Below are 17279 nucleotides of genomic sequence, written 5' to 3'. Positions count from 1 at the left end.
GCTGTACGAGGTGAGCGACGGGCTCGCGACGATCACGCTGAACCGTCCGGACGCGATGAACGCGCTCGACGTCGAGACCAAGGTCGCCCTGCGCGTTCGCCTGCGGGTCGGCGAGGATCGAGGCGATCTCGTCCAGGGAGAAGCCGAGTTCGCGGTAGAAGAGGATCTGCTGGAGGCGGGCCAGGTCGGCGTCGCCGTAGAGCCGGTAACCGGCGTGGCTGCGCTCGCCGGGCGAGAGCAGCCCGGCCTTGTCGTAGTGATGCAGCGTCCGCACCGTCACCCCGGCGAATGCGGCGACCTGTCCCACGGAGTAGCTCATCCACCTGCCCTTTCGTCGGCGTACAGCGTGCGGCCTGACGTAGGGGGAGGGTCAACCGCGGCCTCGGCCGCAGCGGGCGAGGTACAACAGGTGCATCACCGCACGTCACGAGGAGAGGCACGTGAGCCAACCCGACCCCTTCGAAGCCGCCGCCACCGAGGTCCTGCACGTCGCTGTCGAAAGCGCCAAGCGCGCGATCGACATTGCGCGGACGGTCCAGCGAAGCCAAGAGGCCGCGGCGGCCGAGCGCGGTCCGGCCATCCAAGTGGAGCGCATACGGAGGCTGATGGGTCCGGGTGAAGCCGCGGCGTTTCTGGCCGATGCCTCCCGGGCGGCCGAAGGAGCCGTCGGTGAACCCGGCCTGACCGGGGACCGTGCGGGGATCGGCCGCAGAGAGGCGGAAGCCTCCGCCGCGTACTCCCTTGCTGACGACGCCCGTGGCCGGGCCGAAGAATTCGCCGACCGCGGCGACAGGCCGGCAGCGGACGCCGCTGCGGCGGATGCCGCAGCGCTGGACGGCTCCGCAGCCATGATGGATAGGAGCGCGGGAGAGCTGCGGGCCGAGGCGGCCGGCCTCTACTCCGCCACGGCCCCCGACGGCCCGGCGCGCGTGCAGGCCAATGGCGTGGCAGCCGGTCCTGCCGGCACGCTTCGCCGAGCGCAGGTCGTCGGTCAGTGCGGCGTCACGGCTGCTCCTCGCCGGGGCCGGTAGTCGCCCGGGCTCTCGCCGGCAGCGGTAGCGGCCAGCGCCAGCAGCGGACCGTCCTCGTGGTGCCGGGCCACGAGCTGGAGGCCGACGGGTTCGCCTCGCGGCGTGGTGCCGGCGGGCAGACTGATCGCCGGATGCCCGCTGATGTTGAAGCCCCAGGTCAGGGCGACGCTCATGTGCCGGCCGGGGCCGGCGTGCCCGTGCGGGGGGTGCGGGGTCGTCGGGGTGGCGATGATGTCGGCGTGCCGGAAGACCCGCCGCAGCCGTGCGTCGTTCTCGGCGATCAGGGACGGGGCCGGGCCGTCCCGGCCGGCTCGCAGGGCCTCCCACGCGGGAGCGGGGTCGAGCAACTCGACGGCGGTGTCCTCGAAGCGCAGCAGCCCGGCGTCGACGACGCGCTCCAAGGCGGCCCGTGCCGTGTCGGCCACGGCGGGCGCGGTGTCGGCGAAACCCAGGGTCGCCGACCACGCCACGGTCCGGGCGGCCGGCGGCACGAGGGGACGCGGGACGCCGGTGACCGCCGCGAGGTACGCGGCGGCGTCCGCGACGCAGCGCACCAGCGGGCCCGGAGTGTTGAGCCCGGCCCGGTCCCTGGCCGGCAGCAGACCGTTGGTCGGCTTGAAGCCGAGGACGCCGCACCAGGCGGCGGGGATCCGGACGGACCCCGCGCCGTCGGAGCCGGTGGCGAGGGGCACCATGCCGGCGGCGACGGCGGCGGCCGACCCGGCGGACGATCCGCCGGGCGACCACCGGGGCCCGAGCGGGTTGGCGGTCGGGCCCCGGTCGGTGGAGCCGTAGGTCTGCCAGCCGCCCTTCCGGCCGGGGACGGACGTGGCCCCGACGGGCACGCACCCGGCGGCCAGCAGACGCTCGCTCTGGAACGAGCCGAGCCCCTCACTCGCCTTGACGCCGATGGGCACGCCGGCCAGTGCCGGCCGCGCACCCCGTGCGATCAGCGCGTCGACTTCCGCGGCCCGTTCACGGGCCCGGTCCGGCCATATCGCGGTGAACGCGCGTACGGAGCCGTCCCGCTCGGCGATCCGGGCGAGTGCCGCGTCCACGACCTCCCGCGTCGAGAGATCGCCGGACCGCACGGCGGCGGCGGCATCGGTCGCGGACAGGGCGGCGTACGCGGACGTGGTGAGCACATCGACCTCCGTACGTTCTCAGCGTGAGGGGCTGCCGCCCCGCCCCTGGGCATGCCCGAAATCCCGCCGGGCGGCCTCCGGCCGGGGAGCCGGCATGGCACGGGGGAGGTGGCCTGGTGCCGTACCAGGACTCCGCATGGTCGCGGCGAACATCTGGCGCGTCATGTACGGCGCCGGTGGAAACGTCCATGGTTTCAGATCGGGGTTGGCCTCCTTGCGCACGATGCGTTCCATCAGGACCGCCATCTCCACCGGGCCCACTCCGCCGGGGACGGGCGTGATGTTCTGCGGGACGCGGGCAGCTTCTGGACGGATGTCGCCGGCGACACTGCCGTCGGCCTGGGGCGTGAAGCCCGAGTCGACAACCAGACGATGGTGCGGACGGATGTGCTCGGCCGTGAGCAGATGGGGATTTCCGGCAGTGGAGACGACGATGTCGGCCCGGGTGACCTCGCGGAGATCGTCACCGAGGTCGAAAGGAACGACGTCCAGACCTTGGTCGTTGAGCAACCGCACGACACCGCTGCCGACGAAGCCGCGGGCTCCCACCACGGCGATGCGGGCGTCCTCTGCGAACGGAGCGACGATGCGGCTGATGCCGTCGGCGGTGGCGCAGGCGCGTTGCAGGGAACGGTCACCGAGCAGGGCGTCGATGTCCTTGGCGGGGTCCAAGTGTTGTACCAGTCGTACGAGGTGAGCGGGCGGCGGAAACTGCACGATGACGGAACTGGTGCTGGTGTCCGCGTTGAAAGCCTCTATTCGCTGCGCGAATTCTGCTGCGGAAGTCGTACCGGGCAACACCACGTGGTCGACACCGAAGCCGAGGTGGGAGAACGCACGTACCTTCTGCTCGGCAGAGACGCGGGATGCCTCCATGCGGCGTTCCCAATGTGGCGGGTCGGACTCCGTAGGCAGGAAGCGAATGATCGCGACCCGTTTTCCCATGGCTTCGATGGGCTCGCGATAGGGACTCAGGTCCTCGCGTACGGAACGCAGCAGATCGGTCCCGGAAAGCTGCCGTGACGTCATGGTGGCGGCCTTCAGTCGCGGTGCCCGAGCCGGGCCAGGGCCCTCGGGACCGACTCGAGACCCCAGGAGGTGATGAGCTGTTCGGTCTCACGTCCACTCAACAGATGATGTCCGGCCAGGTCGCCGTGGTACCGCTCGCCGTCATAGGAGAGCGTCACCCTGGTCAGGGTCGCCGCACCGGTCGGATCGTAGGAGGAGAACGGTCCGTGATGGGCGAACCAGTGGGTGTTGTACGGGTTGATCGTCGTGTAGGGCTGCACGACGTTGAAGGCGGCCGTGGCTGCCACGTCGAAATGGCCGGTGATGCCATGCGGGTCGGGGTCGCTGGCCAGCTCCGACAGAACCATGACGGCGGGGCCGGGCTCTGCCGGCACGATCAGCTGGGACAAGCAGTGCCCGTCCACGCCGGGCGCATGGTGCCAGGTGACGAGAGTAGTGAAGAGTTTGGCCTGTGACCTTTCGTCGACCAGGACTTCTTTCGCCATGGGTCTCTCCTCGGTGCTGTTGCCGTTGTCGTGATGGATCAATGGTCGCCAAAGGGAAGGGGTGCGACGGGCGGTTGCTGCAGGAGCGCGTGCTGCGGCCGCTCCGGGTGGGTCATGCACGCGGCGAACGGACCGGAAGGGTGGCGCAGCTGGGCCATGCACGGGTCGAGGTGGTCACGCGCCCATACGCTGGGGCCCGTGTATCCGCCGGCCTCCGGAGTGGTGAGCTCCTGCCACGCCAACCACAGGGCGTGCAGCCGCGCCACTGCCTGCGGATGTTCGAACCAGCGTGGGCACCAGGGCGCGGAGGACGACACCTCCGTGAGGTAGCAGGCCGCCAGCACATACTCGACCCACATGGCGAGAGCCGCGAGCTCGGCGTCGTAGGCCGCTTGGTCCTCCAGCTTGAGGATCAGGGGCGGGACGCGTGGTTCCTCCGCCCGTCCCTCGTCGGCGCTCTCGGCCGCCGAGGGGCTGTCGATGAGGTAGTCGCTCATGTCAGGGCCGCCTTCCGCGCGCGTTCGGTGATGGCCTTCGCCTCCGCATCGGCGGCGGCCGCGAGCTCTGCGGCCCCTGGCTCCAGGTACCAGGGGCGCAGCTTGAGCATGGCCACTGGCACACCGGTGGCCAGCAGCAGCGCCCGGCCCTTGGGCATGGCCCGGATCTGGGCCGCTTCCATGATGCGTTCGCGCTGTCGTGACGTGCTGGTGCTGCGGCCGCTGGAGGAGTGCGAGACGGAGGTCTCCCTGACCTTGTGCTCGCCGACGAGCCGCGAGACCTTCTCGACGAAGTCGGCGTCGTCCAGACCGGCACCCAGGACCTTGACCGTGGAGGCGGACCACAGGGCGTCCATGCCGATCTCTCCCCACACCCGTACGCCCTGCCGGTACGACTGGAGGATGGTCAGCGGGGTGATGCCGCGTGACCCCAGGTGGGAGTACAAGTCGGGCAGGTCCTCGATGCGGCAGACGTTGGCGGCCTCGTCGAGCACGGCTCGCAATGGGGCGTCGAGGCGGCCACCGGCTCGCTCGGCGGCCTGGACACCGGCACGGAATACCGAGTCCGCGGCCGCCGCGATGACACCGGCCGCGGAGCCGCCGCCGTCCTTGCTCAGCAGGTACAGGGTGTCGCGTGACTGTACGAACTTCTCCGGCTCGAACTGGGGACGGTGCTTGTCCGGCGTCACCCACGCGGCGATCTGAGGGTCGAGGAGGCAGGCGACGCACTGACGGGCGGTCTCATACACACCGTCGCGCGTCTCGGGTGCGCCGGCCACGGTGGAGGCCAACTGGTCGGCGAGCGCCGACATGCCGTTGGCCCGGAGGGCGTTGATCGGCGCCCGGTCCGCCGGCGTCGAGAGCCAGGCGAGGACGTCACCGACGGTGCCACCGTTGAGCGCGGCCGCGTGGAAGAGCGCGGTGAGCGTGTTCAGCGCGGCGTTCATCCAGAAGTCGCGGCGGGCCGTGCTGTCCGTGCTGGACGCCACGAAGTGCATGGCCAGCCGGCGGGCCCCCTCGATGGTGCGGGCGGAGGCGAGCATGTCCCACCACAGCTCGCGCTCGGCGTGCGCGACGCTCTGTGCGTCCAGGCACCAGGTGGTGCCGACCCGGGCCCGGGCCTGCCGGGTGATCGCGTAGACATCGCTCTTGTTGGACGTGAGCAGGGCGGCGCCGGGTGCCTGCAGCACGGTGGGTGTGGCGAGCGCGGTCGACTTGCCGGCGCGAGGAGCCATCAACGCCAGGTAGACGTCCTCGTCGGAGCCGCGCAGTTCGGGCCCGCGCGGCTCGAGGTCGCCGAGCAGGACTCCGCGGTCCTGCGGCCGGAGTTCCTTGACGAGCTTGAGCGACGGCCGCAGGTCGCGGGCGCGCGCTTCGGCACTCTTGGGCGCAAGTGCCGCCACCGCGCGCTGCCCCGCCAGGCCGGACGGCTTGGAGAATCGCTGCCAGGCCCATGTGCTCCCGGCCGCCGAACCGGCGACGAAGAGGAGCAGCAGTCCGACGATCCCGACGACGGCGCCGGTCGGGGCGGCCGGCCACAGGGCTCCCGGGCCTCCGGTGAACAGATGGAGTGCCGAGGGGAGTGAGAAGGGCGGAGGAGCCCAGCCCCCTCCGGCGAGGGCGGCACCGAGGGTGCCGCCGAGCCATGCGCCGGAGAACAGCACCCCGCCGCCGAAGATCACGCCCACGATCGTGAGGGGAGCGGCGATGCCGCCCCCGCCTCCTGCCGGCCTTCCGGTGCTCACAGCTGCGTTCTCCCTCGGTGCATGGCCTTGTCGGTGTCGAACTGCTCCCGTTCGGTGTCCGTCAGCTCCAGCCGTACCGGTGTACCGGCCCGGGTGCCGATTTTGATCAGGTACTTGCCGCGGCCGCGGTGCTGCTGCGTCGTGCCATCCACGCCCGTGATGGTGGGGCTCGACCAAGAGGCGACCATCGCCATCTCCGCGTCCGTGAGCGGGCGCTGTGCGCTGACGCGCTCGAGCTCGCCCCGGGACAACGCCCCCAGAACGAGGGAGTCGCACCGGTCCATCAGGCCCAGGGCCTTGGCCCGGTCCTCGGCGGTGGGCAGGCTCTCGGGGTCCCGCAGGGAGTGCGTGACGAAGATCGTCACCTCCCCCTTGGACCGGTTCAGACGTGTCATGGCGTCCATGGCGTCGACCATCCCGGCCCCGGCGCGGAGGGCCCGCCACATCTCGTCCAGCGGCAGCACGAGAGGGCGGTTCATCATCCCGAGGGCGCGGGCGGAGTCGATGCTGGAGTACGAGTACGCCCACGTGGCCAGCAGCCCGGCGGCGATCACGTTGGGCCCAGCAGTCAGCAGCGCGGACAGGTCGACGCTCAGGGCCGGGGCGTCCAGGTCCACCGGCGTCGTGGTCGGCCCGTCGAAAAGCCCCGACAGCGGGCCGTCGCACAGGTTCTCCAGAGCCAGTGTCACTTCGCGGACGTGCCGCCGGTACTCGTCCTCGCTGTCGACCATGAGGCGCGACCACAGCATGTCCGAGCCGTCCCGTAGCAGCCGCACGATGTCGGGCACCACCGGGTCCGCGCCCAGCAGCTTCTCGGAGACGACCCGGATGGCGTGCGTCACCACGTTCGACTCGGTCGCGTTCGGCCGCCGACCCAGCCCGACCTCGGTGGCGAGGAGGGCCTGCAGAAGCTCGCCACGGCGGCCGTTGATCTCCGCCAGCAGCGGCTCGCGACGCGACTCCGGGAGCGTCGGGAGCAGCGGCCGCAGCGGACCGGAGTCCAGGGGATTGAGGCGGTCGAGCCCCCGGCCGATCCGGACGACCTGCCCGCCCAGTGACTGGACGATCGGCGCGTACTCGCCCTTCACATCGCCGGGGACGACCGTCTTGTACCCGTAGGCGCTGTAGACGGTGGCCACCCGCTTGGTGAAGGCACTCTTGCCCGCCCCGGGCTGGGCCATGACCCACACGCCGGGGTTCTGGGTGAGTTTGCCGACCCAGCCGCCGGGATCGAAGCACACCAGCTCGTGGGTGAGCATGTCCGGGCCGATCGGGACACCCTCAGGAGGAAGCCCCGCGCCGAGCACGAACGGATACAGGCCGCCGACCTGGGCGGTGGTTCCGATGTAGACGGCACCCCGATCGAGGTTCGCCGCACGGCCGCGCCCGGCGCCGGGCCAGCCCCAGCGGCTGGCGATCACCTTCGGGTTGAGCTGGAAACCGTCAGCTGTGTCCGTCTCGACGGCGCCGGCGCTCTGTTCGCGTACCGACTGCCTCTCAGCCGCCGCCGAAGCCTTGACGGCCTTCTTGCGTCGCATGTCTGTTCCCTCGGTGCAGTTGGTCAGGCCAGCGGGTTGATGCCGACCGGCAGCCCGACGGCGAACGCGGCCGCTTGGGCGCCATAGGCATAGCGGAAGCGCAGGCCACCGCTGAGTTTGGCCGCCTTCTCGACCTCGCGGATCGCGGCGGGGAGGTCATCGGGGTTCTCCACGGTGGTGGTGACGTAGACCGACCACTGCACCAGACCGGCACCCAGCGCCTCCTCGGTCGCCGAACGCTCGGCGTGCGCGGCGTCGACACGCTCGCGCCGCGTCGTACTGCGTTGCGTGCGGCGCCGGTACTCCGCGCGCGCGTCGGAGGCGTTCACCTCGCGCTCGACGACCGCGGCCGCTTCCTCGGTCGGCAGCACCCGGTACGCCAGCGTGATCCGGCGAGCGAAGGTGCCGGGTGCCAGGAGCTTGAGCAGCACGTCGTACGGGACGGGCTTGCGCGGGGCCTCTCGCAGCACCCATGAGACCGAGTGCGAGCCGTCGTGCCGGTAGACCGTCCAGCCGTCCTCCGCCGCCACCGGACCGGCCTCGTGCCAGGTCAGCTCGGCGACGTGCTCCTGCGGTGCATCCATGTCGGCAGGCGCGTAGGCGCCGCGCACCAACCGCATCACGTCCAGGTCGGTTGCCCGGCGCACGATGTCCGCACCGGCGCCCGACAGGTCCACCCCGTCGAGCACCCGCAACGTCTCGGCTGCCGCTTCCGCCGGATTCTTCGGCTTCTGGGCCGTGGAACGGGACGGGTCGACGGTCAGCGTGAGCCAGGCCGCCAGCTGCGCGGACGCCCGGGGAGCCCGGGCGACCAGCTCGCGCACGGCCCGGCGGGCAGCAGCCGGCGCGTTCGGGTCGACGCGCTCAACGATGTGGTCGCTCAGGGCCTGACCGGAGGAGGGCCGCACCTGAATGGTGACGGCCGCTCCCATCAGCGTCTCCTCGTCGGCGAGCCGGGCCAGCGTCTCGCCCCACGCGGCCGCCGAACCGTTCTGCGCGTCGGACGGCGCGAGCAACGACCCGGCCGGTGAGAGCAGCAACGAAGCGGTCATATGCCCGGTGCGCTGATTCCACACGAGTCCCACGGGCTCGCGTCCTGTCGTGTCCTGCACCCGCAGCAGCTTCGTGGGGGCGACGACGCCCGGCAGGTCCAGCGCCTGCGGAGAGGCGAGGAACTGGCCCCGGAAGGAGGTTTCTCCTCGCATGGTGGCCCACTGCCATCGCAGACGCGCCGCCAGGAAGGACAGCAGGGGCGTGCCGTGGCGCTGCCAGACCGTCAGCGCCATGATGACCAGGGCCAGGGGCACCGTGACCGGAAGCGTACCCAGGCCGGCCGTGTTGAGCACGATGATCGGCACGATCAGCGACACCACCACCACGGCGGTCTGGGCACCGTTGAGGTGGCCGATGCCCAGCGTCCGAGACCTGCGCCATCCGCCGTAGAGCATCGGATCCTGACTCACTGCTTCCCTCCGCCCATGGCGTCACCGGACGCCTGGATGCCTTTCTGTACCGCCTCGGCCGCGACCATCGCGATCTGAACCCCGGCGGCCGGACCACCGCCGGCAGCGCCAGCGGCGCCGGCAGCCGTGTTCACGGCCTGCTTGGCCTGCTGTCCCACCTGCTGGGCGCCCTCGGCCGTGGGCGACTCGCCGGGTGATCCCGGCTTTCCGGATCCGCCCGGCTGACCGGCACCACCGCTCGGACCCTTGCCGCCCGCTCCGCCCGGGGAACCGGGGCCGCCGGGACCGCCGCTGTTCGCGTGCTGGACGGCGGTGCCACCGCCGCCACCGGACGGCGGTGGGTTGTTCGGACCAGGACCCTGCTTCTCCATGTCCTTGGCGTGCTGCACGGGCGACGTCGGCCCACTCGCGCCGTCGCCCTTGCCTCCGCCACCTCCGCGGGCTCCCAGCATCGAGCCCGCCGCACCGATGAGACCACCGATCACGGCCGCGCCGTTGACGCCACCGGCGACCGCGGCACCGAACGGAGCGAAGATGTTCAGCAGGGACTTCATGGCCAGGATGCTCAGAACGAGCGTGACAGCTCCGCGAGTCCAGTCCACCATGGTCGGTGCCTTGACCATTTCGGTGAAACCAACAGCCAGGATCAGCGCGGCCATGGGCTTGTAAACGATGATCGACATGATCGCGGTGATGATCCTGGGCAGCCACTGACGCGATGTCTGGCCACCGGCCTGCCCGGACGCGGCGATCGGCAGCAACAGCGCCTGGATCGGAATGGCGGCCTGTCTCAGGAAGAGCATGATCACCTGAACCAGACCGACGATCAGAGCCATCAGCGCCAGGAGGATTGTCGCCACCGGATTGGTGTTCGCCGGAAGCATCACCTTGGTGATGACGGCAGTCGTGTTGCCCTTGCCGTTGAAGCCGACGTCGAGGATCTCGTCCGTGAGCTTGTCCGATGCCAGGAGCAGCGAGTCGACGACGGTGATGCCGATGGCACACACGATCGCCATCATCACCAGGCCCTGCAACGCCTCCATCAAGGGTGCGCCCTTGCGGCGTATCACCGTCCGGATCCCCTGGAAGATCGTCAACAATGTTGCGATCATCACGCCGATTCCGAGCAGCAGCGCTTGCAGCGATATGGAGTTCATCCCCCCGTTCGAACTCTTGCCGCTGCACCGCGGATCTTTCTTCTTTTCCTCCGCAGATTTTTTGTCACACTTGGGGCGTTCGATGATCCCCGTGTCCTTGACCTGGACGGACGGCATGTAGAGCCACCACGCGAGAGTGGTCTTGAAGATATCCGCCGTGAAGTTGGCCATGCCGTCGGCGATCGGCTTGACGATACTGTTGGTCAGTGGCTTGACCACGGCTTCGTCGAAGGCTTTGTCGATGGCCTTCTCCGCCACATCACAGCCTGCTGCAGCCGCCGCTCCACCCAATGGAGCCGCCACGAGTTTGCAGGTGAAGTTGAAGGGGTTGGGCCACTGCGGCAGTGCCGCGGAGGGTTTCGCCGGTGCGGCCGACGCGGGTGCGGCCGTTGCTGCGAGCGAGAAGCAGAACAGGAGTGACACCAGGGCGGCAAGAAGCCGCCGTGCGTGAATCATCGCCGGTCACCTTCTTGTATGGCCTTCCAACCGGCGCTGTTGAATTCCGGGTTCCCGATGTCGGCCGGCTTCGGTTGCTGGCCGGGCGGAATGGAGTGGTCCTTCCAGTCCCCGTCCGTCCACACGGCCAGGGTGCTCGTGGAAACAAGCCGCGTGTCCGGGGAAGAACCGGTCCCGGAACTCATCACGATGCGGACGTCGACCGACACCTTGACGTGAGTGTTGTCCTGGTGCTCCCACTGCACACCGATAGGAATGACGTTGAACGCGGCATCCTGGGGCATCGGGCCGCTGGTGGGAATGCCGGCCGCCTTGCGGTTTTCGGCCGCCGAGTCCTTGGCCATGGACTTCGCGGCCTCTGCCTCCTCGGGTACCGAATACGTGCCGGCCGCCTTCTCGACTTCCTCGGGTGAGATGCTCCAGCCCGCTCGTACCAGAGCCACCGCCATGGCCGCAGCCCCTTCATCGGTCTGCGGGAACCTCACCGGTAGTCCGTTGGACCGCTCCTTGCCCTCCGGGAGCTTCACCCACGACTTCGGCGAGGCATAGGAGTCTTCCGAGCCTTCCGTCGGGTTCGAAGGGCCGACGTGCGTCGGGGCGGGCGCAGGGGCCTTCCCGTCGTCCTTCTTGCCGCCGCCGAAGGCGAGCAACAGCACCACGATGACTGCGAGGACGGCGGCGATGGCGGCAAGAATGATCAGCCCGCGGCGCATGCGCTTGTTGGCGGCCGTCTGGAGGTCGAGGGACATGAGGAGCCTCCGCTTAGGCGCCGAAGAGCATCGGCACGGTGCCGCCGGCGAGACTCGCCACGGAGATACCGGCGATGACCCAGACGATGCCCGAGGCGCCTTCGGCGGCCAAGTGGGAGCGGTTGCGCCGGCCGACCATCATCATGATGCCGCAGGAGATAAGACCCAGGACGCCCGCCATGACGGCGATCCACTTCGCCCACGCGACCCAGTCACCGAATGTTTTGTCGAGCCCCTTGGGCGCCTTGGGCGACGGATTGGGGAAGTCGCCATCTGCGAGCGTGACCATGTCAGACACGTGCGTTATCAGGTGCGTCATGCGAGGTACTCCGTGAGGTGATGTGGTGTCAGACGCCGAGGCCGGCGCGCAGCGCGGCAGCGGCCTTAGCGACTTTGCGATCGTGCAGCGTGGCGGTCGGCTCCTCGGCACTTCGCAGCGCTGCCAGATAAGGAACGTGAAGGGTGCCCAGCACGCGCGAGCCGAGTGCGCGCAGCCGGTAGGAAACGGCCGGAAGCTGGGGAAGGGGGGCGTCCCGGATGACGATCAGCCAGGGCTTCCCGAGCCCGGGATGCCAGTGGCCCAGCAGGGCCGAGGTCCGCGACAGACCGTACGGCGTGGAGCGGGTCACGATCGCGGGAACGTGATCGGGCGGCAACGCGGCTCCGGGGGACAGCTCGACGGCCACTCCCTGCCGGTGCGGATCGAGCATCGCGACGGTGGTGGTGATGCCGGCTCCGCCGTGTGCACTCAGGACGGCATAGCGAGGCGCGTAGACATGATCCATCGTCAACTCCCCCCGTCAAGCGATCTTGCGAGCTGTAGACTAACAAAGCAGACTGCGCGGTCGGACTTAATATGGCGACTGCGATAGGTTGGCGGATGACGACGCGGAGCGGTGGTGTGGCCACCTTTCGGTCCGACCGTATGCGGGAGCACCGACAACGGGCCGGACTGAGCGTGGAGGAGCTGGCGCTGCTCGCTGGCGTCAGCCCGGAGACGGTCCGCAAGGCCGAATCGGGCGCGCGAAAACCGACCGGCCGAGTGGTCGTCGCGCTTGCTGACGCCCTACGAGTGAGCGTCGAGGTTCTTGCCCCTCCGGGAGCGGTGGGCCGCCCGACCTTAAAGCAGCTGCGGCAGCGCACCGGCCGGACGCAGCGTGAGGTCGCCGAGTTCATCGGCATGTCGTCGCAGATGGTCAGCCGCGTGGAAGCCGGGGTGTACCGGGCGAGCGATCCGGGTCGCTGGGCGCCTGCCTACGACGTCACGCCCGAGCAGTGGCTCAGCGCGTGGCAAGCGGGGCGCGACGAGCGCCGGCAGCGGATCGAAGGGGCCCGCGGGGGGAGCAGAGGGTGAAGGAAGGGCCGATACGGCCTGTCGTCGGGCTTGTCATAGGGGCAGCCGCGTTGCCGCTGGTGCTCTTGTTCGCCATTGCGGGGGTCGTGCTCGCCGCCGACGGCGGTGGCGGCCAGGGCAGCGGTACCGGAAGCGTCGCCGGGGGCGTCGGTGGGGGTCTGAAGGAGGGCGTCGGCGGAAAGTGGCGGTCGTGGATCCTCAAGGCCGGTGGGCTATGCCCGGACATCACGGCGCCCATCCTCGCGGCCCAGCTGGAGGAGGAGAGCAACTTCGACGACGAGGCCAAAGGGCCCGTTGTGAACGGAGGCGATCAGGCACTCGGCATAGCCCAGTTCCTTCCGTCGACCTTTGCCCAGTACGGCAGGGACGACGACGGCAACGGCCGCGTCAGTCTGTGGGACGGCGCCGACGCGATCATGGCGCAAGGCCGCTTCATGTGCGAGCTCGCCGGCGACGCGAAGAAGAGCCACTACTCAGGCGGAACGATTCAGCTCGCACTGGCCGGTTACAACGCCGGCTGGTACTGGGTGCAGTACTACCACGGCATACCGCCCTTCAGGGAAACCACCGGCTACGTAGCCGACATCATGGAGCGTGCTAAGGAGTGGACGGTCGCCGGGGGTGGCAGCGGTTCCTTCACCGACGGCCGACAGAGCTGGCGGCTGAACAATCCCCGCAGCGTCGAACAGGCCATAGCCTGGGCCAGATCGCACGCCGGCGACGGTTCCTCGGGCGAGTGGTACAACCGCTGCCTCGCCTTCACCGCCATCGTCTACGGCTGGAACGTTTCCGGCGTCCCTTTCGCCATCGACCACTACAGCGTGGTCCCCAAGGACATGCAGCACACCGACCGCAACCCACCGCCCGGGGCGCTGATGTACTGGGACACCGGGAGCCGTGCCGGGCACATCGCCGTCTACCTCGGAGACGGGAAGATCGTCTCGAACGACATCCTCCGTCACGGCTACATAGACGTGGTGGACGCCGACATGATCGAGAAGAAGTGGGGTGCGAGGTATGTCGGCTGGACGCCGCCGTACTTCCCGCGCGCGGGATGAAACGTTTCGCCTCTTCCGGTGGTCGGAGCGCGGCCGCGGGGATGTCCTTGTGCCGCAAACGTATGCTCACCGTATCCACGCAGGCCACGGCACCCGGGCCGCGTTCACCGACCGAGGGGGAACCTGTGACGAAGCAGTCGCTCAGCGAGTACCTGGAGGAGTACGGCGCAGGTCGCATCGACCGTGAGGAGATGCTGGCCACGGTTGCCGCCTGGCCGCTGGAGGAGCGCGAGTGGGACATGGCGCACACCCTGCCCACTCACCAGGACAACACCGCGGACGAGATCTCCGGTGCCCTTCTGGAAGGCATCCTGACGGAAGAGGATTACCGCGAGATCTGGCGCCGCCGGGGAAAGACAGTCTGATCTTCAAAAACGATCTTTCGATCGGAGGGGTGGGGGCCAGTAATGGACGTTCTGCGCGAGGACTACCGCGAGGTCTACCGGCACCTGCAAGCTCGCATGTCCAGCGGAGACCTGTCCGCCGGCCCGCGTGACACGTTCGCCCAGCATCACCAGGCGGGAGACTGGTCGTTGGAGCGCACACGGTTGCATCGCGACATTCTCGGAGAGGCCAAGGCGTCCACCGCCGGCCTGCCTCGCGACGGTCGTGCGGTGTTGCTGACCTCGGGGCCCCCGGGCGCCGGTAAGGGCACATCACTGGGCCTGCTGAAAGCGCGACAGGGTGACCGGACGGAGCTCGGGCAAGCTCTTGCCGAAGCGCATGGCGTCGATCCCGACAAGTATGTGGTCTTGGATCCCGACCAGTTCAAAGAGGCGATCTTCCGGCATGGTGGTGCTCCGGATGTCCCCGCCGAGGCTCGTCATCTGCCCGGCGGACGGGAACTGGCGCCCTCGGAGCTGGCCGCGCTCGTCCACCGGGAAAGCTCTTACCTGCAGGATCGCTTCGAGAAGTGGGCCAGGAAGCAGGGCTTCAACCTCATCTACGACGGCACCATGAAGAACCTGCCCAAAACCGAGGCTTTGCTGGGCAATCTCAAGCGGGAGGGCTACGGACAGCGTGTCGTCCTGTCCGTGGAGGTCCCCATGGAAACCTCCTTGCAGCAGAACGCCCTGCGCTGGCAGGCAGGCCGCGTCGAGTTCGACGCGGGTCGTGATGACTACGGTGGGCGTATGGCGCCCGAGTCCTTGATCCGTGACCTGTATCCCCAGGGTGCTGCGGCCGCTTACTCTGTCAGCCGGACCAACGCGGAGGCGCTGCACGCCACAGGGCACATCACGGGCCTCATTCAGCTGGATCGCGGTACCTGGCTCAAGGCTCCCGCGCCCGGACCCAACACCCCCGCTGCACGCCTCGAAACCCGGGAGCAGGGCATGCGCATTCGCGTCGCGGCCGCCGCCAACGCCACGTCTTCCAACGGTGCGCGGCCGGTCGCCGCGAGCCGGGCGCAGCCGGCCGTACGGCCCGTGCAGCAGCCCCACGGCCCGGGGCCCAACCGCGCCCACACCCGTTGAGCTTCGCCGCACGGCAAGAGGCGCCGGGCCCCTGCCGGTTCGGCAAGGACCCGGCGCCGTCGGGAGGTGCCGGCCGGGACCCCCGTACGCGGCCGGCGGGGTGGTTCACGCCTGGTAGGCACCCGGCGTCAGACGGGTGGTCACCCCGATGCGGTTCCACGCGTTGATCGTCGTGATCAGGGCGATCAGCTGGGCCAGTTCGCGCTCCTCGAAGCACGCTGCCGCCCGCTCGTACACCTCGTCCGGCACGAAGCCGTCCGTCAGGACCGTCACCGCCTCGGTCAGGGCGAGGGCCGCGCGCTCCTTTTCGGTGTAGTAGCCCACCGCCTCCTCCCAGGCGCTGAGCAGGTAGATGCGCTCCTCGCTCTCGCCCGCCTTGCGGGCGTCCTTGGTGTGCATGTCGAGGCAGAAGGCACAGTGGTTGAGCTGCGAGGCGCGGATCTTGACCAGCTCGATGAGGGACGGGTCGAGGCCCTGGCGGGAGGCCATCTCCAGGGCGTACATCGCCTTGTAGACCTCGGGGACGAGCTGGTGGAAGCGCATGCGCGGGCCGTGCTGGTGGGTCGTTTCGGCTGTCATGGCACCGACGTTACGGCGGCGATAGCCCAGCAGTATGGTCCATTCCCATGGAGAAATCGTGGGCCACTCCGGCGGGTGGCGTGGTGGCGGCACCGGGCTGCCGCGTCGGGGGCGCCGATCTGCACCTGGACCTCTCGGGGCCCGGCGGGGTGCGGGCCGCGCTCATCCGGGCGCTGCGGGAGGCCGTGCGGTCGGGGCGGCTGGCGCCCGGGACGCGGCTGCCCTCGTCCCGTTCCCTCGCCGCCGACCTGGGGCTGGCCCGGAACACCGTGGCCGACGCCTACGGCGAGCTCGTCGCGGAGGGCTGGCTGACGGCCCGGCAGGGGTCGGGAACCCGCGTCGCGCAACGGGCCGCGCCGCGCCCCCCGAGCCGCCGCACCCTTCCCCTGCGCGCCGCCACGCGCCCCCTGTACGACCTGCGCACCGGCACCGCCGACGTCTCCGCCTTCCCGCGCACGGCCTGGCTGACCGCCGCCCGCCGAGCCCTGTCCGCCGCCCCGAGCGAGGCGTTCGGCTACGGCGACGGGCAGGGGCGCCCCGAGCTGCGGACCGCGCTCGCCGACTACCTCGCCCGCGCCCGGGGCGTGCGCACGGACCCGGACCGGATCGTGCTGTGCGCCGGGTTCATGCAGGGCCTGGCCCTGCTGGGCCGGGTGCTGCGGAAGCGCGGCATCCGCGAGACGGGCGTGGAGTCGTACGGGCTGTGGCACCACCAGGAGACCGTGACCCGGGCGGGGCTGCGCGGCGTCCCCCTCACCGTCGACCGGCAGGGGGCCCGTGTCCAGGAGCTGGACGGCCGCAAGGGCCTGCGGGCCGTGCTGCTGACACCCGCCCATCAGTTCCCCACCGGCGTCTCGCTGCACCCGGACCGCCGGACGGCGGTCGTCGACTGGGCCTCGCGGGTGGGCGGGGTGATCGTGGAGGACGACTACGACGGCGAGTTCCGCTACGACCGCCAGCCCGTCGGCGCGCTCCAGGGCCTGGCCCCCGAGCACGTCGTCTACTGCGGCACGACCAGCAAGTCCCTCGCCCCGGGCCTGCGGCTGGCGTGGCTCGTCCTGCCGGACCACCTGGTCGGGGACGTCCTTGAGCTGCGCGCCACGGGCGAGTGGGGCTGCGGGGCGCTCGACCAGCTCACCCTGGCCGAGTTCCTCACCTCGGGCGCGTACGACCGTCATGTGCGCTCGATGCGCCTGCGTTATCGCCGCCGCCGCGACCAGCTCGTCGCCGCGCTCGCCGAGCACGCGCCCCACCTGCGGGTCTCGGGCATCGCGGCCGGTCTGCACGCCGTCCTGGAGCTGCCGCCGGGCACCGAGCGGGAGACGGTGCGGGCGGCGGCCTGGCAGGGGCTGGCGGTGGAGGGGCTGAGCCGCTTCCGGCACCCGTCCGCGCCGGAGACGGACCGCGAGGGGCTGATCGTGGCGTACGGGACGCCGCCGGACCACGCGTTCTCGGGAGTCCTCGACGCCCTGCTGAGGGCCCTGCCGCCGGCGGAGTGAACCGCGGAGTGAAGGGGCC

Annotated in this window: 19 protein-coding genes; 6 read left to right on the top strand and 13 right to left on the bottom strand. The window is 70.2% G+C overall.

Annotated elements, in window-relative coordinates; genetic code table 11:
• A partial coding sequence (locus AB0K09_RS02625) for a MerR family transcriptional regulator (protein WP_366063389.1) occupies positions 1-319 on the bottom strand: 319 nt, incomplete at its 3' end.
• Positions 320-440: 121 nt separating this feature from the next.
• Here AB0K09_RS02625 and AB0K09_RS02620 point away from each other — a divergent pair.
• A complete protein-coding gene (locus AB0K09_RS02620) occupies positions 441-1031 on the top strand; it encodes a hypothetical protein (protein ID WP_366063388.1) in 591 nt (196 codons plus the stop codon).
• Here AB0K09_RS02620 and AB0K09_RS02615 read toward each other — a convergent pair.
• The 11 genes from AB0K09_RS02615 to AB0K09_RS02565 are packed head-to-tail and all read right to left on the bottom strand — an operon-like array spanning position 992 to position 12080.
• Entirely contained in the window at positions 992-2176 is a 1185-nt protein-coding gene (locus AB0K09_RS02615) for an amidase (protein WP_366063387.1), read from the bottom strand. The genes AB0K09_RS02620 and AB0K09_RS02615 overlap by 40 nt on opposite strands.
• A gap of 18 nt (positions 2177-2194) precedes the next feature.
• A complete protein-coding gene (locus AB0K09_RS02610; protein ID WP_366063386.1) occupies positions 2195-3205 on the bottom strand; it encodes a bifunctional 5,10-methylenetetrahydrofolate dehydrogenase/5,10-methenyltetrahydrofolate cyclohydrolase in 1011 nt (336 codons plus the stop codon).
• 11 nt (positions 3206-3216) lie between these two features.
• Positions 3217-3690, bottom strand: a complete 474-nt coding sequence (locus tag AB0K09_RS02605; protein WP_366063385.1) for a hypothetical protein — start codon at positions 3688-3690, stop codon at positions 3217-3219.
• 38 nt (positions 3691-3728) lie between these two features.
• Positions 3729-4187, bottom strand: a complete 459-nt coding sequence (locus tag AB0K09_RS02600; RefSeq protein WP_366063384.1) for a DUF4913 domain-containing protein — start codon at positions 4185-4187, stop codon at positions 3729-3731.
• Positions 4184-5875 carry a TraM recognition domain-containing protein gene (locus AB0K09_RS02595; protein ID WP_366063392.1) on the bottom strand — a complete coding sequence of 564 codons (1692 nt, stop codon included), beginning with the start codon at positions 5873-5875 and terminating at the stop codon, positions 4184-4186. The genes AB0K09_RS02600 and AB0K09_RS02595 overlap by 4 nt, the downstream gene beginning before the upstream one ends.
• 53 nt (positions 5876-5928) lie before the next feature.
• The gene (locus tag AB0K09_RS02590; protein ID WP_366063383.1) at positions 5929-7470 is read right to left on the bottom strand and encodes an ATP-binding protein; all 1542 of its coding nucleotides are present in this window, start codon (positions 7468-7470) and stop codon (positions 5929-5931) included.
• A 23-nt stretch (positions 7471-7493) separates the two neighbouring features.
• Positions 7494-8933 carry an SCO6880 family protein gene (locus AB0K09_RS02585; RefSeq protein WP_366063382.1) on the bottom strand — a complete coding sequence of 480 codons (1440 nt, stop codon included), beginning with the start codon at positions 8931-8933 and terminating at the stop codon, positions 7494-7496.
• Positions 8930-10546 (bottom strand): hypothetical protein, encoded by a 1617-nt coding sequence (locus AB0K09_RS02580; protein ID WP_366063381.1) that lies wholly within the window; start codon positions 10544-10546, stop codon positions 8930-8932. The genes AB0K09_RS02585 and AB0K09_RS02580 overlap by 4 nt, the downstream gene beginning before the upstream one ends.
• Positions 10543-11295: a hypothetical protein gene (locus AB0K09_RS02575; RefSeq protein WP_366063379.1), complete on the bottom strand. Its 753-nt coding sequence runs from the start codon at positions 11293-11295 to the stop codon at positions 10543-10545. Before AB0K09_RS02575 ends, AB0K09_RS02580 begins: the two co-directional genes overlap by 4 nt.
• Before the next feature lie 13 nt (positions 11296-11308).
• Positions 11309-11614, bottom strand: coding sequence for a hypothetical protein (locus AB0K09_RS02570; protein WP_366063378.1), 306 nt, complete (start codon positions 11612-11614; stop codon positions 11309-11311).
• A gap of 28 nt (positions 11615-11642) precedes the next feature.
• A complete protein-coding gene (locus tag AB0K09_RS02565; protein ID WP_366063377.1) occupies positions 11643-12080 on the bottom strand; it encodes a hypothetical protein in 438 nt (145 codons plus the stop codon).
• A gap of 71 nt (positions 12081-12151) precedes the next feature.
• Here AB0K09_RS02565 and AB0K09_RS02560 point away from each other — a divergent pair, with 71 nt between their 5' ends.
• From AB0K09_RS02560 to AB0K09_RS02545, 4 genes are all read left to right on the top strand, one after another.
• Positions 12152-12649: a helix-turn-helix transcriptional regulator gene (locus tag AB0K09_RS02560; protein ID WP_366063376.1), complete on the top strand. Its 498-nt coding sequence runs from the start codon at positions 12152-12154 to the stop codon at positions 12647-12649.
• Positions 12646-13707: a lytic murein transglycosylase gene (locus AB0K09_RS02555; protein ID WP_366063375.1), complete on the top strand. Its 1062-nt coding sequence runs from the start codon at positions 12646-12648 to the stop codon at positions 13705-13707. The genes AB0K09_RS02560 and AB0K09_RS02555 overlap by 4 nt, the downstream gene beginning before the upstream one ends.
• 125 nt (positions 13708-13832) lie before the next feature.
• The gene (locus AB0K09_RS02550; RefSeq protein WP_366063374.1) at positions 13833-14072 is read left to right on the top strand and encodes a hypothetical protein; all 240 of its coding nucleotides are present in this window, start codon (positions 13833-13835) and stop codon (positions 14070-14072) included.
• A gap of 42 nt (positions 14073-14114) precedes the next feature.
• Complete coding sequence (locus AB0K09_RS02545) at positions 14115-15182, top strand: zeta toxin family protein (protein WP_366063373.1); 1068 nt, start codon at positions 14115-14117, stop codon at positions 15180-15182.
• 105 nt (positions 15183-15287) lie between these two features.
• Here the strand turns inward: AB0K09_RS02545 and AB0K09_RS02540 are convergent, their stop codons facing one another.
• The gene (locus AB0K09_RS02540) at positions 15288-15761 is read right to left on the bottom strand and encodes a carboxymuconolactone decarboxylase family protein (RefSeq protein ID WP_366063372.1); all 474 of its coding nucleotides are present in this window, start codon (positions 15759-15761) and stop codon (positions 15288-15290) included.
• Between the two features lie 47 nt (positions 15762-15808).
• On the opposite strand from AB0K09_RS02540, the gene AB0K09_RS02535 reads away from it, so the two are divergent.
• The gene (locus AB0K09_RS02535; protein ID WP_366063371.1) at positions 15809-17260 is read left to right on the top strand and encodes a PLP-dependent aminotransferase family protein; all 1452 of its coding nucleotides are present in this window, start codon (positions 15809-15811) and stop codon (positions 17258-17260) included.
• Positions 17261-17279: the final 19 nt, after the last annotated feature.

The organism is Streptomyces sp. NPDC049577 (assembly GCF_040675635.1).
Taxonomy (GTDB): domain Bacteria; phylum Actinomycetota; class Actinomycetes; order Streptomycetales; family Streptomycetaceae; genus Streptomyces.
This window is presented reverse-complemented; position numbering and strand designations above follow the sequence as displayed.

Excerpts from the sequence above, each read along its gene's own strand:
- AB0K09_RS02610 (WP_366063386.1), bottom strand. The coding sequence starts at position 3,205 with ATGACGTCACGGCAGCTTTCCGGGACCGATCTGCTGCGTTCCGTACGC.
- AB0K09_RS02605 (WP_366063385.1), bottom strand. The coding sequence starts at position 3,690 with ATGGCGAAAGAAGTCCTGGTCGACGAAAGGTCACAGGCCAAACTCTTC.
- AB0K09_RS02600 (WP_366063384.1), bottom strand. The coding sequence starts at position 4,187 with ATGAGCGACTACCTCATCGACAGCCCCTCGGCGGCCGAGAGCGCCGAC.
- AB0K09_RS02590 (WP_366063383.1), bottom strand. The coding sequence starts at position 7,470 with ATGCGACGCAAGAAGGCCGTCAAGGCTTCGGCGGCGGCTGAGAGGCAG.
- AB0K09_RS02580 (WP_366063381.1), bottom strand. The coding sequence starts at position 10,546 with ATGATTCACGCACGGCGGCTTCTTGCCGCCCTGGTGTCACTCCTGTTC.
- AB0K09_RS02575 (WP_366063379.1), bottom strand. The coding sequence starts at position 11,295 with ATGTCCCTCGACCTCCAGACGGCCGCCAACAAGCGCATGCGCCGCGGG.
- AB0K09_RS02570 (WP_366063378.1), bottom strand. The coding sequence starts at position 11,614 with ATGACGCACCTGATAACGCACGTGTCTGACATGGTCACGCTCGCAGAT.
- AB0K09_RS02565 (WP_366063377.1), bottom strand. The coding sequence starts at position 12,080 with ATGGATCATGTCTACGCGCCTCGCTATGCCGTCCTGAGTGCACACGGC.
- AB0K09_RS02560 (WP_366063376.1), top strand. The coding sequence starts at position 12,152 with ATGGCGACTGCGATAGGTTGGCGGATGACGACGCGGAGCGGTGGTGTG.
- AB0K09_RS02545 (WP_366063373.1), top strand. The coding sequence starts at position 14,115 with ATGGACGTTCTGCGCGAGGACTACCGCGAGGTCTACCGGCACCTGCAA.
- AB0K09_RS02540 (WP_366063372.1), bottom strand. The coding sequence starts at position 15,761 with ATGACAGCCGAAACGACCCACCAGCACGGCCCGCGCATGCGCTTCCAC.
- AB0K09_RS02535 (WP_366063371.1), top strand. The coding sequence starts at position 15,809 with ATGGAGAAATCGTGGGCCACTCCGGCGGGTGGCGTGGTGGCGGCACCG.